The 21,825-nt window shown below is 55.1% G+C and carries 23 protein-coding genes and 1 other RNA gene; 13 read left to right on the forward strand and 11 right to left on the reverse strand.

Translation table 11 applies throughout. From position 1 onward, the window contains the following. Positions 1–17: 17 nt before the first annotated feature. Positions 18–572, reverse strand: coding sequence for a YecA/YgfB family protein (locus FJD38_RS09385; RefSeq protein WP_146385012.1), 555 nt, complete (start codon positions 570–572; stop codon positions 18–20). A 133-nt stretch (positions 573–705) separates the two neighbouring features. Here FJD38_RS09385 and FJD38_RS09390 point away from each other — a divergent pair, with 133 nt between their 5' ends. From FJD38_RS09390 to FJD38_RS09405, 4 genes are all read left to right on the forward strand, one after another. Continuing rightward, positions 706–915 carry a TIGR02449 family protein gene (locus FJD38_RS09390; RefSeq protein ID WP_122785325.1) on the forward strand — a complete coding sequence of 70 codons (210 nt, stop codon included), beginning with the start codon at positions 706–708 and terminating at the stop codon, positions 913–915. After that, positions 912–1,229: a cell division protein ZapA gene (locus FJD38_RS09395; protein ID WP_122785326.1), complete on the forward strand. Its 318-nt coding sequence runs from the start codon at positions 912–914 to the stop codon at positions 1,227–1,229. The genes FJD38_RS09390 and FJD38_RS09395 overlap by 4 nt, the downstream gene beginning before the upstream one ends. A gap of 31 nt (positions 1,230–1,260) precedes the next feature. After that, a non-coding RNA gene (gene ssrS / locus FJD38_RS09400) (6S RNA) lies at positions 1,261–1,438 on the forward strand. An 87-nt stretch (positions 1,439–1,525) separates the two neighbouring features. Then, entirely contained in the window at positions 1,526–2,125 is a 600-nt protein-coding gene (locus FJD38_RS09405) for a 5-formyltetrahydrofolate cyclo-ligase (protein ID WP_146385014.1), read from the forward strand. A 46-nt stretch (positions 2,126–2,171) separates the two neighbouring features. Here the strand turns inward: FJD38_RS09405 and FJD38_RS24520 are convergent, their stop codons facing one another. Further along, positions 2,172–2,321: a hypothetical protein gene (locus FJD38_RS24520; RefSeq protein WP_122785328.1), complete on the reverse strand. Its 150-nt coding sequence runs from the start codon at positions 2,319–2,321 to the stop codon at positions 2,172–2,174. A 195-nt stretch (positions 2,322–2,516) separates the two neighbouring features. Between FJD38_RS24520 and FJD38_RS09410 the strand changes: the two genes are divergently transcribed. The 4 genes from FJD38_RS09410 to FJD38_RS09425 all read left to right on the forward strand — a co-directional run bounded on the left by FJD38_RS09410 (position 2,517) and on the right by FJD38_RS09425 (position 7,898). Continuing rightward, positions 2,517–2,966, forward strand: a complete 450-nt coding sequence (locus FJD38_RS09410; protein WP_122785329.1) for an EVE domain-containing protein — start codon at positions 2,517–2,519, stop codon at positions 2,964–2,966. Positions 2,967–3,094: 128 nt separating this feature from the next. After that, a complete protein-coding gene (locus FJD38_RS09415) occupies positions 3,095–4,060 on the forward strand; it encodes an HlyD family secretion protein (protein WP_146385016.1) in 966 nt (321 codons plus the stop codon). Beyond that, positions 4,057–6,780 carry a ribosome-associated ATPase/putative transporter RbbA gene (gene rbbA / locus FJD38_RS09420; protein WP_122785331.1) on the forward strand — a complete coding sequence of 908 codons (2,724 nt, stop codon included), beginning with the start codon at positions 4,057–4,059 and terminating at the stop codon, positions 6,778–6,780. The genes FJD38_RS09415 and rbbA overlap by 4 nt, the downstream gene beginning before the upstream one ends. After that, a complete protein-coding gene (locus FJD38_RS09425; RefSeq protein ID WP_146385018.1) occupies positions 6,780–7,898 on the forward strand; it encodes an ABC transporter permease in 1,119 nt (372 codons plus the stop codon). Before rbbA ends, FJD38_RS09425 begins: the two co-directional genes overlap by 1 nt. 100 nt (positions 7,899–7,998) lie before the next feature. Here the strand turns inward: FJD38_RS09425 and FJD38_RS09430 are convergent, their stop codons facing one another. The 3 genes from FJD38_RS09430 to FJD38_RS09440 form a co-directional block, all read right to left on the reverse strand. Beyond that, complete coding sequence (locus FJD38_RS09430; RefSeq protein WP_146385019.1) at positions 7,999–8,403, reverse strand: flagellar basal body-associated protein FliL; 405 nt, start codon at positions 8,401–8,403, stop codon at positions 7,999–8,001. A 208-nt stretch (positions 8,404–8,611) separates the two neighbouring features. Beyond that, the gene (locus FJD38_RS09435) at positions 8,612–9,130 is read right to left on the reverse strand and encodes a CbrC family protein (protein WP_146385021.1); all 519 of its coding nucleotides are present in this window, start codon (positions 9,128–9,130) and stop codon (positions 8,612–8,614) included. A gap of 17 nt (positions 9,131–9,147) precedes the next feature. Continuing rightward, on the reverse strand, positions 9,148–9,828 hold the full coding sequence (locus FJD38_RS09440; protein WP_122785335.1) for an energy transducer TonB: 681 nt from the start codon (positions 9,826–9,828) through the stop codon (positions 9,148–9,150). A 310-nt stretch (positions 9,829–10,138) separates the two neighbouring features. Here FJD38_RS09440 and FJD38_RS09445 point away from each other — a divergent pair, with 310 nt between their 5' ends. Then, positions 10,139–11,347 carry a Rossmann-fold NAD(P)-binding domain-containing protein gene (locus FJD38_RS09445; RefSeq protein WP_146385023.1) on the forward strand — a complete coding sequence of 403 codons (1,209 nt, stop codon included), beginning with the start codon at positions 10,139–10,141 and terminating at the stop codon, positions 11,345–11,347. Between the two features lie 4 nt (positions 11,348–11,351). Here the strand turns inward: FJD38_RS09445 and FJD38_RS09450 are convergent, their stop codons facing one another. From FJD38_RS09450 to trxA, 6 genes are all read right to left on the reverse strand, one after another. Continuing rightward, complete coding sequence (locus FJD38_RS09450) at positions 11,352–11,999, reverse strand: gamma-glutamylcyclotransferase (RefSeq protein ID WP_122785337.1); 648 nt, start codon at positions 11,997–11,999, stop codon at positions 11,352–11,354. Between the two features lie 156 nt (positions 12,000–12,155). After that, positions 12,156–13,124 (reverse strand): CDP-6-deoxy-delta-3,4-glucoseen reductase, encoded by a 969-nt coding sequence (locus FJD38_RS09455; protein ID WP_122785338.1) that lies wholly within the window; start codon positions 13,122–13,124, stop codon positions 12,156–12,158. Further along, positions 13,124–14,590 (reverse strand): 4-hydroxy-3-polyprenylbenzoate decarboxylase, encoded by a 1,467-nt coding sequence (gene ubiD, locus FJD38_RS09460; RefSeq protein ID WP_122785339.1) that lies wholly within the window; start codon positions 14,588–14,590, stop codon positions 13,124–13,126. Before ubiD ends, FJD38_RS09455 begins: the two co-directional genes overlap by 1 nt. Positions 14,591–14,659: 69 nt before the next feature. Next, positions 14,660–16,663, reverse strand: coding sequence for an acyltransferase family protein (locus tag FJD38_RS09465; RefSeq protein WP_146385025.1), 2,004 nt, complete (start codon positions 16,661–16,663; stop codon positions 14,660–14,662). A gap of 118 nt (positions 16,664–16,781) precedes the next feature. Next, complete coding sequence (gene rho, locus FJD38_RS09470; protein ID WP_003438291.1) at positions 16,782–18,041, reverse strand: transcription termination factor Rho; 1,260 nt, start codon at positions 18,039–18,041, stop codon at positions 16,782–16,784. 234 nt (positions 18,042–18,275) lie between these two features. After that, complete coding sequence (gene trxA, locus FJD38_RS09475; protein ID WP_016783018.1) at positions 18,276–18,605, reverse strand: thioredoxin TrxA; 330 nt, start codon at positions 18,603–18,605, stop codon at positions 18,276–18,278. 302 nt (positions 18,606–18,907) lie between these two features. On the opposite strand from trxA, the gene FJD38_RS09480 reads away from it, so the two are divergent. Genes FJD38_RS09480 through FJD38_RS09495 form a run of 4 tightly spaced genes read left to right on the forward strand, consistent with a single transcriptional unit; the run spans position 18,908 to position 21,748 of the window. After that, positions 18,908–19,693, forward strand: coding sequence for a transporter substrate-binding domain-containing protein (locus tag FJD38_RS09480; protein WP_146385027.1), 786 nt, complete (start codon positions 18,908–18,910; stop codon positions 19,691–19,693). 21 nt (positions 19,694–19,714) lie between these two features. Then, a complete protein-coding gene (locus FJD38_RS09485; RefSeq protein WP_146385029.1) occupies positions 19,715–20,380 on the forward strand; it encodes an amino acid ABC transporter permease in 666 nt (221 codons plus the stop codon). Then, positions 20,377–21,027, forward strand: coding sequence for an amino acid ABC transporter permease (locus FJD38_RS09490; RefSeq protein WP_208727508.1), 651 nt, complete (start codon positions 20,377–20,379; stop codon positions 21,025–21,027). Before FJD38_RS09485 ends, FJD38_RS09490 begins: the two co-directional genes overlap by 4 nt. Next, positions 21,014–21,748 (forward strand): amino acid ABC transporter ATP-binding protein, encoded by a 735-nt coding sequence (locus tag FJD38_RS09495; RefSeq protein ID WP_122785343.1) that lies wholly within the window; start codon positions 21,014–21,016, stop codon positions 21,746–21,748. The genes FJD38_RS09490 and FJD38_RS09495 overlap by 14 nt, the downstream gene beginning before the upstream one ends. The last annotated feature ends 77 nt before the right edge of the window (positions 21,749–21,825 follow it).

Below are 21,825 nucleotides of genomic sequence, written 5' to 3' on the forward strand. Positions count from 1 at the left end.
TCCCTCTTGGCGATCAATCAGTGCAGTGAAGGCTTGGCAGCCGGCGCTTCGGACTTTGTGGTTTCGGTAAACAGCAACAGCGGAGCAACACGCAGGTACTCCATCACTTGCATGTAGTCGGTCTCGGCGTCTTCGGACTCTTCCAGGGCGTCTTGCACCTGAGAAATAGCCGCCAGATCGCGCAGCACTTCGTTGGCTTCATCGCTCATCGCATATTCGCGACGGGTCAGGCCGAAACCGCTGAGGAAACCACGGCACCACTCACCCAGCGCTGCGGCGCGCTCGGGCAGCGGAGCATCGTCGGTCGGCAACAGCAGTACGACGGTCATGTCGTCACTGGTCAGTTCACCTTTGACCATCTCTTGCAAACCGATGAGGGCATTGCGTACGTTGTCCTGCGGCTCACCAGAAAGAAGCTCGGTGGCCTCAGCCAACCAGGCCTTGTGCTCAAAACCTGCGCCAGCACAACTGCGGCCCAGTAAATGGCCGTGCAGTTCAGCAGGCGAGACGGAATGACCGCTGGCAGTGAGCAGGGTTACGAAAGCTTGATACGGGGAATTCTGAATAGGCATGGTCAGCTAGGCGCCAAGCGGCGCTATGTCTAGAATGGAGGCCTTGTATCGTAGCATCGGCAGACGAGCCAGACCATCAAGGCGTCAATACGGTTGGCTTTCACCCTCCATCAGAAAAACACAGTAGGACCTAATGGAAGACACTGACCTGCATGCACTGATGGCTAGACTTGAATTACTGATTGCCCGAGTCGAGCAACTTAACCGCCAAAACGGACTCTTAGTAGCTCAGGAAAAGACTTGGCGCGAGGAACGCGCGCACCTCATTGAAAAAAACGAAATCGCCCGACACAAGGTGGAATCGATGATTTCGCGCCTCAAAGCCCTGGAGCAAGACTCATGAGTTCAAGTAACAGCATCACCGTACAGATTCTCGATAAAGACTATTCGATCATGTGCCCCCAGGAAGAACGCAGCAATCTGGTGAGCGCCGCTCGATATCTGGACGGTAAAATGCGCGAAATTCGCAGCAGCGGCAAAGTGATTGGCGCCGATCGTATTGCCGTGATGGCCGCGCTGAACATCACTCACGATCTGTTGCACAAACAGGAAGTCGCTGAAGTTCAGACCAGCGGTTCCACCCGCGAACAGGTACGCGATCTGCTCGAACGCGTCGATGTGGTGCTCGCCGCTGATCCGAACGAACGTCAAAGCTGATTCAAAAGGTTTCTTTGGGGTATACTCGCGCCACTCCCTGGAGTATTCGCCAGTTAGCGATGTCCCTGAGCCGATTCGCACTACCCTGGAGCTTGCACGTTGGGCCGGTGTGCATGTCCGCTAGACGGAAAGCCTTAAGGTCTACTGCAACTTCCACCTTGAACTTTCGGGTTCAAGGGCCAAGCCGACAGCGGTACGTCGGGGAGCCTGATTTATTAGCGCAATGCCAGCTTCTTGCTGGCATTGGCTTTCACGGGTACACCGTCCGGTGACTCGACCTTGAACTGCACGCCACCATGACCGAACCGGTGACACGCCCACAACTTCGCCGACAATTGCGCAAAGCCCGCCGCGAACTATCGCCCTGCGAGCAACGTCAGGCCGCCCGTGGCCTGTATCGGCAATTGGCGCAACACCCGCTGTTTCGCCGCGCCAAACACATTGCCCTGTACTTGCCAACAGACGGTGAAATCGACCCGCGCCTGCTGCTCAAAGAAGCTCAACGACGGGGCAAGATCACCTACCTGCCGGTGCTCAGCGCGTGGCCTAAAACCAAGATGGTGTTTCAGCGTATCGCTCCCGGCGAAAAGCTTATTCCCAACCGTTTTCGCATTCTTGAGCCCCTTATCAATAGCGCACGTCAACGCAAGGTCTGGACACTCGACCTGGTGCTGTTGCCATTGGTTGGGTTTGATGCCACAGGGGGAAGACTGGGCATGGGCGGCGGCTTTTATGACCGCAGCCTGGCGTATCTGGCACGACGTCAATGCTGGCGCAAGCCAACGCTATTGGGGCTGGCCCACGAATGCCAAAAAGTACCGACTCTGGCCCAAGCCAGCTGGGATGTACCCTTGCAGGGCACCGTCTCGGACAGTCGTTGGTACGTCGCCCACTGACAACCAAGGCATCACTGAAATAAGCGATGCCCTAACCAGAAAGTGTTTAGCGTTTAAACGGTGGTATTTGCTGTTGCGCCAACTCAATCGGCGCGTCGGTCGAGTTCGACCAGAGGCTTTGCGCATAACCGGTTGTAACCACGCCCAAACCGAACAAAATAACCAACATCCACAGTAAATCCGGTTTGCGTTTCATTGATTGCCCCCCTTCAGGCACATCAATACGATGAAGCAACGGTTTTTGTTATAGGCCGTGCAGCAGCGTCAAGCTTAAAATCCCGGCATTCTGAGGCAACACGAACAGACACGCAAATACTGACGTCAACCGACTGTCGGTTTACAAACCGCTTGCCAGACAATATGACCACGCCGCATTTAAGGAGTAGGAAAAATGGCCTATTGGTTAATGAAATCCGAGCCTGACGAGTTCTCGATCAAAGATTTACAGAAGCTGGGCGAAGCTCGTTGGGACGGTGTTCGTAACTATCAGGCGCGCAACTTCATCCGCTCCATGGCCGTCGGGGACGAATTCTTTTTCTATCACTCCAGCTGTCCACAACCCGGGATTGCCGGTGTGGGGCGAATCGTTCAGGCGGCTTACCCGGACCCCACTGCGCTTGATCCGCAAAGCCACTACTTCGACCCTAAGGCAACCCCCGAGAAGAACCCGTGGAGCGCCCTGCAAGTGGCCCACGTACACACCTTTGCCAAGGTCATCACGCTCGACTACCTGAAACAACAAACTGCATTGGCCGAGATGCCGCTGGTTCAAAAAGGCAGCCGCCTTTCTGTGATGCCCGTGACACCGGAGCAATGGGCGGTGGTGATGGCTAACGCGTAACAGCTGCCGAAGGTCGGCAGGCAACATCCTGTTTTAGCGTCTAGGCTCTGGACTTCCTTTGATTGGAATCAAGGTCCATCGGACTTGAAATCGTCAAACTAGAGCGCTCTGTGACACAGGATGTCGGCATGTCCACAAATAACCGTATTTCGCATTACTTTGTTATTCCGTTGGCAATTTTGCTGATCGCAGCAGGCGGGTTCGGTTACTGGAAGTCCCAACATGATCGCCTCCCCGAAGGCATCGCCATGGGCAACGGCCGGCTCGAATCCACCGAAGTGCAAATCGCTGCAAAAATCCCGGGTCGTCTGGCCGAAGTACTGGTTGACGAAGGCGACCACGTCACCAAAGGCCAACTGCTGGCCCGCATGGACACACGCACGCTGGAAGCCTCCCGCGCGCAGGCCCAGGCCGAAGTACAAAGAGCCCGTGAAACGCTGGCGGCCAACGAAGCCAACGTCAAACTGCGCCAGAGCGAAAAACTGCTCGCCAGCCAGGAACTCAAGCGCATTAGCCAACTGGCCCAGCGCGGGTTTGCCAGCGGCCAACAGCTCGATCAACAACAGGCGAAATTCAGTACCAGCAACTCCGCCGTCACGGCTGCGCAAGCGCAGGTGGCCGCTGCCAGAGCCGCCATTGTTTCCAGCGAAGCGCAAGTGGCGCAACTGACCAGCGAAATAGAAGACAGCAGCCTGCGCGCGCCTATCAACGGGATCATTCAGTTGCGCCTGGCTGAACCGGGTGAAGTGCTCGGTTCGGGTGGACGGGTCTTTATGATGATTGACCCCAGCGATCAGTACATGAATCTCTACTTACCTGCCGCCGTGGTTGGCAAACTCACCGTCGGTGGCGAAGCCCGTATCGTCCTTGATGCGCTGCCCGATCAGCCGCTGCCGGCCAAAGTCTCATTTGTCGCCGACAAATCGCAGTTCACGCCGAAAGAGGTCGAAACACGCGATGAACGGCAAAAACTGGTGTTCCGCGTCAAACTGCGCCTGACCGATCCTGGCGCCGTACCGCAAGCCAAACCCGGCATGCCGGGGGCAGGCTATGTGCGAACTGCCGACGTAGACTGGCCGGCCAATCTGCAATGACCGCCCCGGCGATCAACGCCAGTGGCATCAGCCACCGGTATGGCAAGCAACAGGCGCTACTGGACGTCACCTTCAGCCTGCCAAAAGGCACGCGCTGCGGATTGATCGGCCCCGATGGCGCCGGTAAATCGAGTCTGCTCGGGCTGATTGCCGGGGTCAAAAAGCTGCAGCAAGGCACGCTGGAGGTGCTCGACGGCCCCATCGATGATCGTAGCCATCGCAACACGCTCTATCCGCTGATCGCCTTTATGCCCCAAGGACTGGGCGGCAACCTGTATCCGGAACTGTCGATCAGCGAAAATATCCGTTTTTTCGGTACGTTGTTCGGCCTGTCAAAAGACGAATGCGAACAGCGAATGGCGCAATTGCTCAAGGCCACCGACCTTGAACGCTTTGCCGAACGCCCGGCGGGCAAGTTATCCGGCGGGATGAAGCAAAAACTCGGCCTGTGTTGCGCCTTGATCCACGAACCCGATCTGCTGATCCTCGACGAACCCACCACAGGCGTAGATCCACTGTCACGCCGCCGTTTCTGGGAGTTGGTCAACGATGTACGCAGCCAGCGACCCCAGTTGACCCTGCTGGTGGCCACGGCCTACATGGAAGAGGCTGAGCAGTTTGAGCACTGCCTGATGCTTGATCGCGGCACCTTGATTGCCACCGGCTTGACCCAGGATTTGGCCGCCGTATCACCCACCGGCAAACTCGATGAAGCCTTCACCCATTTCCAGGGGGACAGCGGTCAAAACAATGAACCGCTGGTGATACCGCCACGCACCCACGACAACAGTGATATCGCGATTGAAGCTCACGACCTGACCCTTAAATTCGGCGATTTCACGGCCGTGAACAACGTCAGCTTTGCCATTGGTCGCGGCGAGATATTCGGTTTTCTCGGCTCAAACGGCTGTGGCAAAACCTCCACCATGAAAGTGCTCACCGGGCTGGTACCTGCCACCGAAGGCAGCGCCGAACTGCTGGGCAACCCGGTTAACGCCAGCGACTTGGCCACACGTAAACGTGTGGGCTTTATGTCGCAGAATTTTTCGCTATATGGCGAATTGAGCGTGCGCCAAAACCTGGTGTTGCACGCCCAACTGTTTGACATGGACAAAGACGACAGTCGAGCGCGCATCGAAGAGCTGATTGAACGCTTCGACCTCAGCGACGTGGCCGAACAGCAATCCGGCGAACTGCCTCTGGGGCTACGCCAACGTTTGTCACTGGCGGTGGCGGTGCTGCATCGTCCCGAAGTGCTGATCCTTGATGAACCGACTTCCGGTGTCGACCCGGCCGCGCGCGATGATTTCTGGCGCCTGCTCATCGAGTTGTCGCGTGATCAGGGGGTGACAATATTCTTGTCGACTCACTTTATGAACGAGGCCCAACGCTGTGACCGCATCTCGCTGATGCACGCGGGCAAGGTTTTGGCGTGTGATACGCCAGCCGCGCTACAGCAGCAGTTCAAGGGCGAAACCCTGGAAGCGGCTTTTGTCACCTGCCTTGAGCAAGCGCAAAACGAACAAACACCGACCCCTGCCGAAACCACCGCAAGCCCCGCGGTGAACACACCACCGCCACCGAGTAAAAGTGGTTTTAGCCTCACTCGTTTGTTTGCCGTGGCCAGTCGTGAAACCAAAGAGCTGTTACGCGACAAGGTGCGTATGGCGTTCGCCTTGTTAGGTGCCGTTTTCATGATGGTGATATTTGGCTACGGCATTTCGCTGGATGTGGAAGACCTCGCGTTTGCCGTTTACGACCAGGACCAAAGCCCGCAAAGCCGCGCCTACCTCGAAGCCTTTCGTGGCTCCCGCTATTTTGAAGAGCACGCGCCGATCCACAGCGCCGACGAATTGCACGAACGGCTGCAACGCTCGGAAATAAAAATCGCTTTGGAGATTCCTCCAGGCTTTGGCCGGGATCTCTATGCCGGTCGCCAGCCTACCGTTGCCGCATGGCTCGATGGCGGCATGCCATTTCGAGCGGAGACAAGTCGCAGTTACATTCAGGCCGTGCACCAGGCCAACCTTGAGAAATTGGCCGACTTGAGCAGTCTGGCGCAAAACAAACAGGCGGTGGCAAAGCTCGAAACCCGGTTTCGCTACAACCAGGATGTGATCAGCGTCAATGCCATAGGCCCCGGCGTGATGGCGCTGATTCTCGCCTTTATCCCGGCGATGCTCACGGCACTGGGCATCGTGCGTGAAAAAGAGCTGGGGTCGATCACCAACTTCTACGCCACCCCCCTTACGCGTCTTGAGTTCCTGTTGGGCAAACAAGCGCCCTATCTGGCAGTCAGCCTGGTCAATCTGGCATTGCTGGTGGCAATGAATCGATGGCTGTTTGGCGTTCCGTTCAAAGGCAGCGGCTTCACTCTGGCATTGGGCGGCCTGCTGTATGTGCTGTCGACCACTAGCATGGGGCTGTTGATTTCAGCGTTCACCCGCACTCAAATTGCGGCCATTCTGGGCACCATGATCATTACCAGCCTGCCCACCATTCAGTTTTCCGGATTGCTGGTGCCTCGCTCCTCGCTGGAGGGTGCATCGGCCATGATGGGCATGTTATTTCCGGCAGGGCACTTCCTCGATATCGCGGTGGGCACCTTCACCAAAGCGCTTGATTTACGCCAGCTATGGCCGCAATGCCTGGCGTTGTTCGGCTTTTTTGTCGCCTTTACCGGGCTGAGCCTGATCATGCTCAAGAAGCAGGAGGTTTGATGCACAAGCTCTCTCACATCCTGCGACTTGGCCTTAAAGAGTTCACCAGCCTGCGGCACGACAACGTCCTGCTGCTTTTTTTGCTCTATGCCTTTACCGTGGCGATCTATATGCCGGCATCTAGCTCCATCATCGGCGTGCACAACGCCAGTGTTGGCTTCATTGATGAAGACCACAGCACCCTGTCGCGCAAACTCAGCGAGTCGCTGCTACCTCCAGAATTCAAGACACCGCAAGCCTTGCCGTATGACCAGTTTGATCAGGCGATGGATAACGGCCAGTACACGTTTGTGATCAACGTGCCGGCTAACTTCCAGGCTGACTTGCTGGCCGGTCGCGAACCCAGTGTGCAAGTTAACGTTGATGCAACTGCCATGAGTCAGGCCTTCATGGGCGCAGGTTACATTGGGCAGATTTTCCAGAGAGCGTTGCTTGATTACGCAGGCCAAGGTAACGCTGCTGCGAACACCCCCGCGCGGATTTCAAGCCGTGCGCTGTTCAACTCCAATCTGGAAGGCGGATGGTTTTTGGCGGTGATCCAGATCGTCAACAACATCACCATTCTGGCAATCGTGTTAACCGGCACCGCGCTGTTGCGCGAGCGTGAACACGGCACCCTCGACCACTTGCTGGTGTTGCCGCTGACAGCACTGGAAATCATGCTGGCGAAAATATGGAGCAATATGCTCGTGGTGGTGGTGTGTACCTGGATATCGCTGGAAGTGATCGTGAAATGGGCGTTGGGCATACCGCTGGCAGGGTCGATGGCTCTGTTTTTGCTGGTCACGGCGCTTTACCTGTTCGCCAGCACGGCGCTGGGGATATTTCTCGCCACACTGGCCCGCTCTACGCCGCAGTTCGGCTTGCTGGCGATTCCGGTGGTCATCCCGATGCTTCTGTTGTCGGGTGGCAGCACCCCGCTGGACAGCATGCCTGAGTGGCTGCAATGGGTGATGCAATGCTCGCCGTCGACCCACTTCGTCAGTTTGAGCACCGCCATATTGTTCCGCGGTGCGGCGGTTGAGGTGGTGTGGCCGGACTTAGTGGCACTGCTCGCCATTGGCCTGGTGTTTTTCGCCATTGCGCTGGGACGGTTCCGCAAGAGCCTGGCGTCGTAGGCAAGAGGCAGCGGCCGTAAGCAGGGCTCGCAGCCTCGTGCCTGGGCAGCGACTACAGGAAAAACAGGGCGCATGAACCTTGATGCAAAGGTCTCGATTGTTACTGAACAATCAAGTTATTAAACAGCAAATCGTCCACCATCGGCTTGCCGGTCTCGTCGGTCATGACCTGTTGAATCTGCTTCAACGCCGCTTGGCGCAGGTTTTCCTTGGCCTCAACGCTGCTCAACGTTGTACTGGTCTGCTGGGCAAACAACCCCACCAACTGATTTCGGATCAGTGGGTCATTGGCCTTTACCGCTTTAGCCGCCTCATCACCTGTTACTCGCAAGGAAACATCGGCCTTGAACACCTTGAGTTTCGGGCTGCCGTCCAATCCGTAATTACCCACAAAGGGTGGGCTCAAGGTGATGTAGCTGACCTTGGCAGCGCCCTCTTCAGACTCTTCAGCGACTGCCGCCAGTGGCAAACACAGGGCCAGCATCAATACGATCCACGCTTTCACAATTCGCTCCTCTTAGGGTTGGGCAAGCGCTCGGGATACCCCATTCAAAAGCAGCACGGCGACCACCCTTTGAACGCTTCATCGGGTTATCGGCCGTTTTTTTCAGAACAATAGACGGGTCACCAGCGTTCTAGAATGAGGGCTGCTTCGACTCAATAAATGGGTTATCAATGCTAGTGCGCTCAATGGAAAGACAATAAGCCTGCGTTTACGACAAGTCATACACCAGCACTGTCTCCCCACAGTGACGACACTGATATTTGTCCACAACGAAATCTTCATTGGGTCGGCCTTCAATAAACTGCTCCCAATCATCGACACTGCGGCCAAAATCGTCCATCCATGATGCTTTGTTCGAATGGCTGGCATTCGCTAAATCCTGCGCATCGGCCTGACCCAGATAGATGCAGGCATCTTTGCAGTGCACTTCCCAGCTCTGTTGCTGCCAACTGCTAATCCCCGGTGTTTTGTGCTCAATAATGTCTCTGACTGCCGGACTGACATCCTCGTCAATTTCATTAAATACAAGGTCGAATTTTTTGGCAGCCGAACCATCAGCCACACAGGCAGGGCAAATATGGACTTCATCCCCATCGTCGAGATTGGACAATGCTACGTGGTGATACGAAGAAACCGCTGAGCAGCAATCGCACAGCATGTCTTCTTGAATGAAAGCATGATGACCATAAGGGTCAAAAAAATACTCAAAGGCAGGTAATTCTTTCATGTACTGATCCTCACTTTTTAAATAGGTGGGCTTTCTGTAGGGGCTTTTACGCTCACCGCGCGCGCCAATAGCGCCTGAACACTCTCTGGCAATTTCTCGACAAATCGGCGGCTGGTGGTTCGCTGACAGGTACGCACGATGCTTCCCGTTGCCTGAGAAAGATCAAACAGTGCGATCGCCAACTCCTCGCTGGAATAACGCTGCGCCACCAATCCGCTAATCAGTTGGTAACGCGTCTTGCTGAATAACCCCAACTGAGCCAAAGGAATATCTACCTTGCGTCGCATGTGGTTCTCAATGTCGGTGTTCAGCTGACGGCACGTTGACGCCTCAAGATCGATGGCGCTCAACGGTTTAATAGTATTGGAGCTGGAATCATCGCTAAACAGCACCGGAGCGATAACCTCGACCTGCTCCGGCCGACCTGCGCCTAATGCCCAAGGGCTAAAGCGCCACTCGCGCACAACCTTCAAGGTCGCGCCTGCAAACTCCGGATGAGAGCTATAGAGAATGACAGGGTCCGCGACGGTGCCATCGAGATTGACCAACATCTTTACCCGTACGTCACCTACGATGCCCAACCGTACCAACTCTTTCGGGTAGGCGGGTTCCAAGAGGTACACAACGGAAGGCGGAAAACTTTGCGCCCAGGTACTGAACGTCATCAACAAAACTGCCAATCCCATTAAATGCTTCATCACCGTTCTCCAGAACTTGCGGCAAGCCGCGTCGGCATCAGTGCCGTGGGGGCGAATGATATTAATGTGTAGCCAATTCTTTCAGTTCATGGGTTCCGATAGTTCTGTGGGACAACTCCGATTGATTAGCCCGCGTTTTTATTAGGCTACCAGGATTTAAGTACTCCCTGTCACACGAAACACTCTGTTCGCACACGCGATTAACTTATGTTCATCGCGACATTTAAAATACATAACAAGAAACAACATGATAAGAGAATCATGGGGAACATGACGTACCATCTCGAAAAAAATCATGGACGATTTCTAAATGAACAGTGCACACGCCATCAATAAAAAACACTATAAAAAAGCCCTGAATTTCTACACAGCACTGATTGAAAAGATAATGACACCGCACATTACTTCAAAAAAAATAGTGCTGGTCTGTCCACGCTATGGTTCAACCTTGGCCATGATAGAAGTCCTTTCCAGGTATTTTGATTTACGCGGAATAATACTTAAGAACTCGACGAAGAAAAACGATAACACTTTGCAGTTTTTGAGAAGTGCCAACTACCCGGTTCTGGATATATCAAAAACCGACATGGTTACGCTTTCGCCGTCCACGATCGAGATACTGGTACAGGCCATTGGACCAGGCTCAAGCTGCGTCGTACTTGACCATGGCGGTTATTTTTCCCTGAACAGTCAGGCGTTGAGCATTTTGAAACCGAATTTAATATCCGGAATCGCTGAGTACGCCATTAATGGGGAAAGCCGATACTTCAATGCCTCTATTGGCGACAGGCCCTTCATCTCGGTGGGTCGTTCAATGATTAAAAAGAACAGCGATTTAGCCTCCGCAAACAGCATTATGTTAATCGCCGAACTCTACCTGCAAAATCAAGGCATCATGTTATTCGGGAGTGATGTCAGGGTTGGCGTTATTGGTCACGGCACGTTGGGCGGGCGCATACGCAGTCTGCTGCAAGAGCGAGGCGTAAATGATTTCCTTATCCATGATATAGAGCCGAACCGGCTAGGTGACATTCCTTTAAAAAACATTGCACACAGTGCCGCTCATCTTTGCCAACAGTGCGATATATTATTTTGCGCAACGGGTAATCACGCGTTATCGCGCGATGATTTGAAGTTCATTAAAGATGGCACCATCGCTTTTACAGTGACCTCGCCGGATGACGAACTTGATCTGCACACACTTAAAAAAGAACGTGTCATTACCTTAAATAAAGACCGCAGCCACGCAGACACGGTTGTTTACACCATTGCAGAGACCGGGCATTCATGGGTGCTGCCCTTTGATGGTGAGGCACCCAATACACAAACCAATTTTGGGCTTGCCGATGCGTCCATCCATCAGCCTTGCGCAGCACACATCGTGGCCGCCGTACGCCTGGTGCAAGGACAACTCGAACATCGTCTTCAGCACTTGAGCCTGAAGGACGAACAATTGGTTAAACAGCTGTGGGACGAGTACTACCAACCTTCAAAAACCAGTGAACATGTCCTTACCTGATCATTCAAGACAGGGCCGCACCGCAGCGTTTGAGTCGTGCTTCCAGATTCCGATCGGGCATGGCATGAGTGCGCAGGGCTTTTACAGTCTGCTCAACATAATCGCGAGTGGTACCGAAGCGACCGCTGGCATTGGCTAGAACCTGGCGCAGCACGCTATCCGACAGATTGCCTGCATAGCTGGGTAAATGGCGCTCCAGCACAAACCCCAAGGCCTGTACCTCAGTGCCATTGTCCAACCGACAATTAAGCCAGCGAGGTCGATAGGAGGGAACCGGCATTTCCCGCAGCCACAGCGCATGCAACGCAGCTTCCAAGTTGTCTTCTGGCAGCCTGTAAGCAAAGCCACTGCACGAACCACCACGGTCCAGACCAAATACCAGACCCGGCCATTGCGGCGTACCACGATGTTCGTGAGACCACAGATACAGGCCACGGTGGTAGCCATGCACCCGCCCGCGCACGCGCTCGACCGCTGAACATTCGGGGCGCCAGATCAGTGAGCCGTAGGCAAACAACCACACTGGCCCGCCTTTGTGGCGCTCCATGGTGCTGTGCAGGGAATGGTGCAATTGCTCGGGGGTCAATGGTGCCCCGAGGTCGAGTCGCGGCGGATAGTGCGGGTTCAAGCAGGTAGTTTCTATAACAGTCATAACCAGTGATCGCGGCCTTACACGCTTAACATTAAGTAAACAAAATAACGTGTTGATTCTTATAGCACTGAAAAATCAGACGGTGTGGTTTGTCAGATGAACCGTGCAGGCAAGCCAGGCGTTATGCGCTGAACGTAAGGCTTGCCTGCACTGTTTTCAAGGGCGTGGACAGTAGGCGAACACATCGGCACGCATTTGATGCGGGTCCATACCAGCACTGACCAACGCGTCGAGGGTGCCGTAGATCATGGCCGGAGACCCACTTGCGTAAACATGCACAGCGCTTAAATCACTGATGTCTTCGCACACGGCCTCATGCAGCAAACCACATCGACCCTCCCAGCCACACAGGTCACTGACGACTTTGTGCAGGAACAAATTGGGGGTGTTCTGCCAGGCTTCCCACTCTTGCAGGCCATAAAAGTCCTCGGGACGACGCACGCCCCAGTACAAGTGCACCGGGTACTTGAAGCCTTTCTCTCGGCAGTGCTCGATCAGGCTGTGCATTTGCGCCATTCCGGTTCCGGCCGCGATCAAGACCAAAGGACCGTCTGGCAACTCGGCCAAATGGGTATCGCCATAGGGCAGCTCAAGTCGAACCATCTGGTTGCGCTGCAATTGCTCAATCAAGCTGATCGAGCTGGCCTCACGAGCCAGAACATGCAGCTCCAACTCACGGCCGGAGTGCGGTGCACTGGCCAGTGAGAAGGCCGATTTTTCACCATTTTCGCGCGTCAGCATCGCGTATTGACCAGCGTGATAACGCGGGAGTTTGCCGGCCGGGGCACGTAAACGCACACGCCAGACATCACCACCCACTTCGACACATTCGACCAATTGACACGCAAGTGTTCGCACCGGTATTTCTCCTAACGCAAGCACGCCATCCCACAGTACTACGCAGTCTTCAAGGGGTGCTGCCAGGCAGGTATACACCTCGCCGTGATCGCGCACTTCCCCCGCCTGCTCAACCTGACCTTCAACCAGCAAGGCTGCACAGACGTGGCAATTACCATTGCGGCAGCTCTGTGGGCATTCATAGCCCAAGCGCTGCGCCGCATCCAGAATTCGCTCGCCAGGCAGGGTTTCTAACACCGCACCTGAAGGCTGCAAGGTTACACGCATCAATCTATTCCTAATTGATTCCAGATGTCATCGACCCGGCGGGTAACAGCTTCGTCCTTGACGATAACTCGGCCCCATTCACGGGTGGTTTCACCCGGCCATTTATTAGTGGCGTCCAACCCCATTTTGGAACCCAGACCGGAAACCGGCGAGGCAAAATCGAGGTAGTCGATGGGCGTGTTTTCGATCATCACCGTGTCGCGCTTGGGATCCATGCGCGTGGTGATGGCCCAGATCACGTCATTCCAGTCGCGAGCATTGATGTCGTCGTCGGTCACGATCACGAATTTGGTGTACATGAACTGGCGCAAAAACGACCACACACCGAGCATTACCCGCTTGGCGTGCCCCGGATACTGCTTTTTCATGGTCACAATGGCCATGCGGTACGAGCAGCCTTCAGGCGGCAGATAGAAGTCGGTGATTTCCGGGAACTGCTTTTGCAGGATGGGTACAAATACTTCGTTTAATGCCACACCCAAAATCGCCGGTTCGTCAGGCGGACGGCCGGTGTAAGTGCTGTGATAGATCGGTTTGACCCGATGAGTGATGCGCTCAACGGTAAAGACCGGGAAGCTGTCGACCTCGTTGTAATAGCCGGTGTGGTCGCCGTACGGACCTTCAGGGGCCATCTCGCCCGGGTGGATCACGCCCTCAAGAATGATCTCGGCAGTGGCTGGCACTTGCAGGTCATTGCCTCGGCATTTCACCAGTTCGGTCCGATTGCCCCGCAACAAGCCGGCAAAGGCATATTCAGACAAACTATCCGGAACCGGCGTTACTGCGCCCAAAATCGTCGCCGGGTCTGCACCCAAAGCAACAGAAACAGGGAACGGCTGGCCGGGGTGTTTATCGCACCACTCACGGTAGTCCAGCGCGCCGCCGCGATGGCTCAACCAGCGCATGATGACCTTGTTACGGCCAATCACTTGCTGACGATAGATGCCGAGGTTCTGTCGGTCCTTGTTCGGACCTTTGGTCACAGTCAGGCCCCAGGTAATCAATGGCGCCACGTCACCGGGCCAGCAATGCTGAACCGGCAACATGGCGAGGTCGACATCGTCGCCCTCTATCACGACTTCCTGGCACACCGCGTCTTTAACGACTTTCGGGGCCATGGAAATGATCTTGCGGAAGATCGGCAGCTTGGACCACGCGTCTTTCAGACCTTTCGGCGGCTCAGGTTCTTTTAGAAACGCCAGTAACTTGCCGATTTCCCGCAGTTCGCTGACAGACTCCGCCCCCATACCCATCGCCACGCGCTCGGGTGTGCCAAAGAGGTTGCCGAGCACTGGAATGGTGTGGCCGGTCGGGTTCTCGAACAACAACGCCGGGCCTTTGGCGCGCAGCGTGCGGTCGCAGATTTCGGTCATCTCCAGCACTGGAGACACAGGAATCTGGATGCGTTTCAACTCTCCGCGCTGTTCCAGTTGCTGCACGAAGTCCCGAAGATCCTTGAATTTCATTGACGTTGGCACCCTCAAAATAGGCGTACATCCTACCTGCTATACCCGCCGCTGGCAGCTTATCGCTGCTTAACGGACGGTATTGGCATTGCCCAAGTCCGACGAGCCTTTTGCTGACAGCCCCTCGAACAGCGGCTGTAACACAGGAATCATCAATTGAGCCCCTGCTTCAGAGAGGTGATTGTCGTCGGTATATAAGGAGTTACCGCCCTTTTCAGCGCGGCAAAATCCGGCAGCGTCACACAACTGCGGTGTCGGATCCAGCACCTTGACGGCAGGATCTTCTGCCGCGATCTGATCAAACAAGGTGTTGATAAACGCTTTTTGTTTAAGGTGGTCTTGCACCGGCATTCCCACATCGTCGATCGGCTGGTGCAACATCGCCAAACGACTCAAACGGTAAGGCGGATTGAAGGGCTGCAAAGGCGCCTCTTTCATCAGCCACACGCGATAACCGGCCTTGCGTAACTGCCCCACTCTGGCACGCAAGCCTTGGGCGAAGCGCTGCTCGGCAGCGGCGCGGTCATAGCGGCCATTGCTATCGTGCAGGGCATGCTCATGATCACCTTTGGCATCGCCATAGAGGTAGAGGCTCCAGCGCGCCACCAGCATCACATCAGAAATGGTGTCGGTTTGCAGAGCGCGCTCGGCACGGAGGTTGTCATGGGCACAGCGGGCGCCGTACTCCAGCCCCTCAAGGGGCAAGCAACCCGCCGAGCTGGCCAATAGAACATTGACCCCATGCTGTTCAGCGCTGGCTTGCAGTGCCGGAATCAGCGCCGTGCCGTGGCTGTCGCCCCATACCAGCACCTGAGCGGGTGCATCGGCTGCCTTGCCGTAGCGACAAAACGGTGTATCGACCGGCTGCTTGCCATCGGTGATGCACGCCTTCAACTCCGGTCGCCATTCGCTGGCTTTGGCAAAGTGCAAGGCTTGCTCGGACAGGCGCGAGGGCAAACCATCAGTCCAGCGCAGGGCCTGCCCTGCCAAACCCAAGACCAAAATACCAAGACCGGCCGCAGTCAATATCTGGCGACGTTTCGCCAACAGGCGACGCTCCCGGAACGGCGTTTCGACCCAGCGCCATGAGGCATAACCGAGGATCAGTGTCAGTACGATCAACGCGCCCGTTAGCCAAGGGCTGAACTGACCCACACTGATATAACTGGCGAATACAAATACCGGCCAATGCCACAAGTACCAGGAATAGGAAATCAAACCCAGTCCCACCATGGCGGGCATACTCAACACGCGGCCCACCCACGTGGTGTGATGCTCATTGGCCCAAATCAGAGCAATAACTCCCAACACCGGTAGCAAGGCAGCTGCACCGGGGAAAGGCGTGTGTTTGTCGTAACCCAATACGGCGATCAGGATCAAACTGAGGCCCAGCAGACTGATGCACTGTGCCGCTGTGGAAGTGAGACGTTTCTTGTCCGCAGGAGCGACTGCCAGCAGGGCACCGGCCAGCAGCTCCCAGGCACGCATAGGCAATAGAAAGAATGCCTTTTCTGGATGATGCGCAACGGCCCACACACTGAGCCCGAACGACACCAACAAAAGGGTGAGTACTATCAAACGCCAGTGTTTGAAACGGCTGGAGAGTACAGTCAGGACCAGCGGAAAAATAATATAAAACTGTTCTTCAACGGCCAATGACCACGTATGAAGCAACGGTTTTAAATCACTGGCCGCATCAAAGTAGCCGTCCTGACGCATAAACAGGAGGTTGGAAACGAACATCACTTGATAACGGACTGAGCGCCCCAGTTCTTCATAGTCTTTGGGCGCCATCAGGAACCAGCCCACCGCCAGCACGGCAGCCAGCAACACAAACAAGGCGGGAAGAATGCGCCGTGCGCGTCGCGCCCAAAACTCGACAAAACTGAAACGTCCCGCTTCGCGCTGACGCCAGATGATCGAAGTAATCAGGTAGCCGGAGATAACGAAGAACACATCGACGCCTACAAAGCCGCCTGAGAATCCTGGTACACCAAAGTGAAACAACACAACGGCAATCACAGCCACTGCACGCAGACCATCAATGTCTCTGCGATAAACAAGAGAAGTCATAAAGCTTGTAGTCCGTTAGTACATTATTTTTATTGACCCGCGTTGGGCACAAACCTTCCTTTTTTTGATAAAAAAACGGCGCCCTTGTATGGGCGCCGTTTTTATTCGAGAAACCGTATTACTTGCGTTTCATCGACAGGAAAAACTCATCGTTGGTCTTGGTCTGTTTCAGCTTGTCGATCAAGAACTCGATAGCTGCGACTTCGTCCATCGGGTGCAACAGCTTGCGCAGAATCCACATGCGTTGCAGTTCATCATCAGCGGTCAACAACTCTTCGCGGCGTGTGCCGGAGCGGTTGATGTTGATTGCCGGGAAGACGCGTTTTTCAGCGATCTTGCGATCCAGAGGCAGTTCCATGTTGCCAGTGCCTTTGAACTCTTCGTAGATCACTTCATCCATTTTCGAGCCGGTTTCAACCAGCGCGGTAGCGATGATGGTCAGCGAGCCGCCTTCTTCGATGTTTCGCGCAGCACCGAAGAAACGCTTTGGCTTCTCAAGGGCGTGAGCATCGACACCACCTGTCAACACCTTGCCGGAGCTTGGGATGACGGTGTTGTAGGCACGGGCCAGACGGGTAATGGAGTCGAGCAGGATTACCACGTCTTTTTTGTGCTCGACCAGGCGCTTGGCCTTCTCGATCACCATTTCAGCAACCTGCACGTGGCGGGTTGGTGGCTCGTCGAAGGTGGAAGCAACCACTTCGCCGCGAACGGTGCGCTGCATTTCGGTTACTTCTTCAGGGCGCTCGTCGATCAACAACACGATCAAGTGCACTTCAGGGTTGTTACGCGAAATGTTCGACGCGATGTTCTGCAGCATGATGGTCTTGCCCGCTTTTGGCGGAGCAACGATCAGACCACGCTGACCTTTACCAATCGGAGCACAGAGATCGATCACGCGGCCGGTCAAATCTTCGGTGGAACCGTTACCGATTTCCATCTTCATGCGTACGGTCGGGAACAGCGGAGTCAAGTTCTCGAAGAGAATCTTGTTTTTCGCGTTCTCTGGACGATCGTAGTTGATCGTGTCGACTTTCAGCAGTGCGAAGTACCGCTCGCCTTCTTTTGGCGGACGGATTTTGCCGACGATAGTGTCGCCAGTGCGCAAGTTGAAGCGACGAATCTGGCTAGGCGAGACGTAAATATCGTCCGGGCCGGCCAGGTACGAAGCGTCAGCGGAACGGAGGAAGCCGAAGCCGTCCTGGAGAATCTCCAGCACGCCATCACCGGAGATTTCCTCGCCGCTTTTCGCGTGCTTTTTGAGCAGGGAGAAAATCACGTCCTGCTTGCGCGAACGGGCCATATTTTCTATGCCCATCTGTTCGGCCAATTCGAGCAGTTCGGTAATCGGCTTTTGCTTGAGTTCAGTCAGGTTCATATAGGAATGACGTAATCATTTATGGGGAGGGAAATTAAGCTTTTGGGCTTAATGAGGCCGCGCCGCAGAGAAGGCGACAGGATCGCGTACTAATTCGATAAGGAGTGCGTCGGCGACGGCTTGCAGGGGGCAGTGGAGAAACCAGTGCGGGGCCGAATGTACCACTTGAGTTTCATAGCGTCTAGTCCTTGAGCCATGAAAAAGCCCCGCATTTAGCGGGGCTTATATCGACGCTTAAATATTTGCGTCGAGGAATGCTGCCAACTGCGACTTCGACAAAGCACCTACTTTGGTGGCTTCAACGTTGCCGTTCTTGAACAACATCAGAGTAGGAATACCCCGTACGCCGTGCTTGGCCGGAGTTTCCTGGTTTTCATCGATGTTCAGTTTGGCAACAGTCAGCTTGCCTTTATAAGTCTCGGCGATCTCGTCCAGAACGGGCGCGATCATTTTGCAAGGGCCGCACCATTCAGCCCAGTAGTCGACCAATACAGCGCCTTCAGCCTTGAGAACATCGGCCTCAAAGCTAGCGTCGGTGACGTGTTTAATAAGATCGCTGCTCATGGAAGTCTCCGTGGTTGTAAGCAAAAACGTAGCACATCATAGCCGTCATCAACGCGTTCAGGAAGCTGAGTGGTGATTGACTCTTACTATAGTGGTGCGCAATCAAACGCATCGATCACGCTTTACAAGGATCATGGCGCGCACAATTAAGGTGCGACTTCACCTTTACCTACGCACCATTGCGGACCTTAACCGGCGCGGGAGCACCCTGAACAGGGGCAAACAATCACTGGAACGGCTCTTGGCATGGCCTGTGCTCTGCTCAATGCAGACCTTCCCCTGCCTGTTTTCGGAGACGTGCCATGACCCAGCGCTACAGCGCCCTGATTTGCACCTTGTTCGCCAGCCTGATGCTGAGTCAGGCCCCCGCCCACGCCAATGGCCTTGAAGACGTGATGGCACGGGGCACGCTTAAAGTCGCAGTGCCTCAAGACTTCCCACCGTTTGGCTCGGTTGGCCCTGACATGAAGCCTCGCGGGCTGGACATTGACACTGCCAAACTGTTGGCCGACCAGCTCAAGGTCAAACTGGAACTGACCCCCGTTAACAGCACTAACCGCGTGCCTTACCTGACAACCGGCAAAGTCGACGTAGTTATTTCTAGCCTGGGCAAAAACCCGGATCGCGAAAAGGTCATCGACTTTTCCCGTGCTTACGCCCCCTTTTACCTCGCCGTATTCGGCCCACCAGACGCTGACATAAAGACGCTGGACGATTTAAAAGGGAAGACGATCAGCGTGACGCGGGGTGCCATCGAAGACATCGAGTTAACTAACGTGGCCCCGGCAGGCGTCACCATCAAACGCTTTGAAGATAACAACTCAACCATTGCCGCTTATCTGGCCGGTCAAGTTGATCTGATTGCCAGCGGCAACGTGGTGATGGTGGCCATCAGCGAACGCAATCCCAAGCGCATTCCGGCCATGAAACTCAAGCTCAAGGATTCACCTGTCTATGTTGGCGTCAACAAAGACCAGCCAGAACTGCTGGGCAAGGTGAACCAGATTATCAGCGCTGCCAAAGCCGACGGCAGTCTCGAAAAGAACGCGATGCAGTGGCTTAAAGAGCCGCTTCCCGCTGACCTCTGATTGATTTCGACGAGTTTCATCATGGCTTATCATCTCGACTTCATGCCGGTCCTGCAAAACAGCGACCTGTTATTGCGCGGCGCCCTGTTCACGCTCGAGCTGACGGCCATAGGGACAGTGCTGGGCGTTGGTCTCGGCATCGTCGGTGCACTGGCACGGGCGTGGAACATCCGCCCTTTCTCTACGTTGTTCGGGATTTATGTCGAGTTGATCCGCAACACACCGTTTCTGGTGCAGTTGTTCTTTATCTTCTTCGGCCTGCCCGCGTTGGGCCTGCATATCAGTGAGTGGCAGGCCGCCGTGCTGGCGATGGTGATCAACCTCGGCGCTTATTCAACGGAAATTATACGCGCCGGCATTCAAGCCATCCCCAAAGGTCAGCTTGAGGCCGCCTCGGCCTTGGCCATGAGCCGTTTTGAAGCTTTTCGCCATGTCGTGCTGCAACCGGCGCTGGCCAAAGTCTGGCCGGCACTGAGCAGCCAGATCATCATCGTCATGCTGGGCTCGGCCGTGTGTTCGCAAATTTCGACTGAAGAGCTGAGCTTTTTTGCCAACTTCATTCAGTCGCGCAATTTTCGGGCCTTTGAAACCTATGCGCTGACCACGCTCGTGTATCTGTTTATGGCCTTGCTGATTCGCCAACTGCTCAACGCTTTTGGCCGCCGCTACCTGACCCGGAGTCGTTGATGGATTTCACGTTCTGGGACATCGTGCGCAACTTGCTGATCGGCCTGCAGTGGACCGTCGGGCTGTCGCTGGCCGCCTTTGTTGGCGGCGGTGTGATCGGCTTGCTGGTACTGCTGATGCGCATCTCCAAAAGCCGTTTCGCGGGTGCTCTAGCACGCGGCTATATCGAGCTTTTTCAAGGCACGCCGCTGTTAATGCAATTGTTTTTGATCTTCTTCGGCATCGCCTTGCTGGGTATCGATATTTCACCGTGGATGGCAGCTGCACTGGCCCTGACGCTTTTTACCAGCGCGTATCTGGCCGAAATCTGGCGCGGTTGTGTTGAATCGGTAGCCCAAGGGCAATGGGAAGCCTCGGCCAGCCTGGCGCTTAGCCCACTGGAGCAATTGCGCTACGTCATTTTGCCGCAAGCCTTGCGCGTGGCCATTGCGCCCACCGTGGGGTTTTCGGTGCAGGTCATCAAAGGCACCGCCGTGACCTCTATCATCGGTTTCACCGAGCTCACCAAGACCGGCAGCATGCTGGCCAACGCAACCTTCGAGCCGTTTATGGTGTATGGACTGGTTGCGCTCGGTTATTTCCTGCTGTGTTACCCCTTGTCGCTCAGTGCGCGCTATCTGGAAAGGAAACTGCATGCCTCTGCTTAGAGTGACTGCTTTGCATAAATATTACGGGGATCATCATGTCCTCAAAGGCATTGATCTGACCGTCGAACAAGGCCAGGTCGTCGCCATCATCGGGCGCAGCGGTTCGGGTAAAAGTACGCTGCTCAGAACCTTGAATGGCCTGGAGTCCATCAACGACGGTGTCATCGAAGTCGATGACGAATACCTGGATGCCGCCCGCGCCGACTTGCGCAGCCTTCGCCAGAAGGTCGGCATGGTGTTTCAGCAGTTCAATTTGTTCCCTCACCTCAGTGTGGGTGAAAACGTCATGCTGGCCCCGCAAGTCGTACAAAAAGTACCCAAGGCCAAAGCGGCTGTATTGGCACGCGAGATGCTGGAAAGGGTCGGGCTTGGCGACAAGTTTGATGCCTTTCCCGAGCGCCTGTCGGGGGGCCAGCAACAGCGAGTGGCGATTGCCCGGGCACTGGCCATGTCCCCCAAAGTGCTGCTGTGTGACGAAATCACCTCAGCGCTGGACCCTGAACTGGTCAATGAGGTGCTCAGTGTCGTGCGCCAGTTGGCCCGAGAAGGCATGACGCTGATCATGGTCACCCACGAAATGCGCTTTGCCCGGGAAGTCGGCGACAAGCTGGTGTTTATGCATCAAGGCAAAGTCCACGAAGTCGGCGACCCGAAGACCTTGTTTGCTAACCCCCAGACCCCGGAACTGGCGAATTTTATCGGTACGGTGAACCTGGCCTGAGACTCGCCCACATCGCGTAGGCATTTTCGTATCCGATAATAAGAAAAACGAATTATCCGGGAACAGCTAATGTCTTT

The organism is Pseudomonas saxonica (assembly GCF_007858365.1).
Lineage (GTDB): Bacteria > Pseudomonadota > Gammaproteobacteria > Pseudomonadales > Pseudomonadaceae > Aquipseudomonas > Aquipseudomonas saxonica.

Bases quoted from the DNA above. Each gene is read 5' to 3' on its own strand.
- FJD38_RS09405 (WP_146385014.1), top strand. From the start codon at position 1,526: ATGACCGAACCGGTGACACGCCCACAACTTCGCCGACAATTGCGCAAA.
- FJD38_RS09485 (WP_146385029.1), top strand. From the start codon at position 19,715: ATGGCTTATCATCTCGACTTCATGCCGGTCCTGCAAAACAGCGACCTG.
- FJD38_RS09445 (WP_146385023.1), top strand. From the start codon at position 10,139: ATGAACAGTGCACACGCCATCAATAAAAAACACTATAAAAAAGCCCTG.
- rho (WP_003438291.1), bottom strand. From the start codon at position 18,041: ATGAACCTGACTGAACTCAAGCAAAAGCCGATTACCGAACTGCTCGAA.
- FJD38_RS09455 (WP_122785338.1), bottom strand. From the start codon at position 13,124: ATGCGTGTAACCTTGCAGCCTTCAGGTGCGGTGTTAGAAACCCTGCCT.
- FJD38_RS09495 (WP_122785343.1), top strand. From the start codon at position 21,014: ATGCCTCTGCTTAGAGTGACTGCTTTGCATAAATATTACGGGGATCAT.
- FJD38_RS09435 (WP_146385021.1), bottom strand. From the start codon at position 9,130: ATGAAAGAATTACCTGCCTTTGAGTATTTTTTTGACCCTTATGGTCAT.
- FJD38_RS09425 (WP_146385018.1), top strand. From the start codon at position 6,780: ATGCACAAGCTCTCTCACATCCTGCGACTTGGCCTTAAAGAGTTCACC.
- FJD38_RS09395 (WP_122785326.1), top strand. From the start codon at position 912: ATGAGTTCAAGTAACAGCATCACCGTACAGATTCTCGATAAAGACTAT.
- FJD38_RS09385 (WP_146385012.1), bottom strand. From the start codon at position 572: ATGCCTATTCAGAATTCCCCGTATCAAGCTTTCGTAACCCTGCTCACT.
- FJD38_RS09415 (WP_146385016.1), top strand. From the start codon at position 3,095: ATGTCCACAAATAACCGTATTTCGCATTACTTTGTTATTCCGTTGGCA.
- trxA (WP_016783018.1), bottom strand. From the start codon at position 18,605: ATGAGCAGCGATCTTATTAAACACGTCACCGACGCTAGCTTTGAGGCC.
- FJD38_RS24520 (WP_122785328.1), bottom strand. From the start codon at position 2,321: ATGAAACGCAAACCGGATTTACTGTGGATGTTGGTTATTTTGTTCGGT.
- FJD38_RS09450 (WP_122785337.1), bottom strand. From the start codon at position 11,999: ATGACTGTTATAGAAACTACCTGCTTGAACCCGCACTATCCGCCGCGA.
- FJD38_RS09410 (WP_122785329.1), top strand. From the start codon at position 2,517: ATGGCCTATTGGTTAATGAAATCCGAGCCTGACGAGTTCTCGATCAAA.
- FJD38_RS09480 (WP_146385027.1), top strand. From the start codon at position 18,908: ATGACCCAGCGCTACAGCGCCCTGATTTGCACCTTGTTCGCCAGCCTG.
- FJD38_RS09440 (WP_122785335.1), bottom strand. From the start codon at position 9,828: ATGAAGCATTTAATGGGATTGGCAGTTTTGTTGATGACGTTCAGTACC.
- ubiD (WP_122785339.1), bottom strand. From the start codon at position 14,590: ATGAAATTCAAGGATCTTCGGGACTTCGTGCAGCAACTGGAACAGCGC.
- FJD38_RS09465 (WP_146385025.1), bottom strand. From the start codon at position 16,663: ATGACTTCTCTTGTTTATCGCAGAGACATTGATGGTCTGCGTGCAGTG.
- FJD38_RS09390 (WP_122785325.1), top strand. From the start codon at position 706: ATGGAAGACACTGACCTGCATGCACTGATGGCTAGACTTGAATTACTG.
- rbbA (WP_122785331.1), top strand. From the start codon at position 4,057: ATGACCGCCCCGGCGATCAACGCCAGTGGCATCAGCCACCGGTATGGC.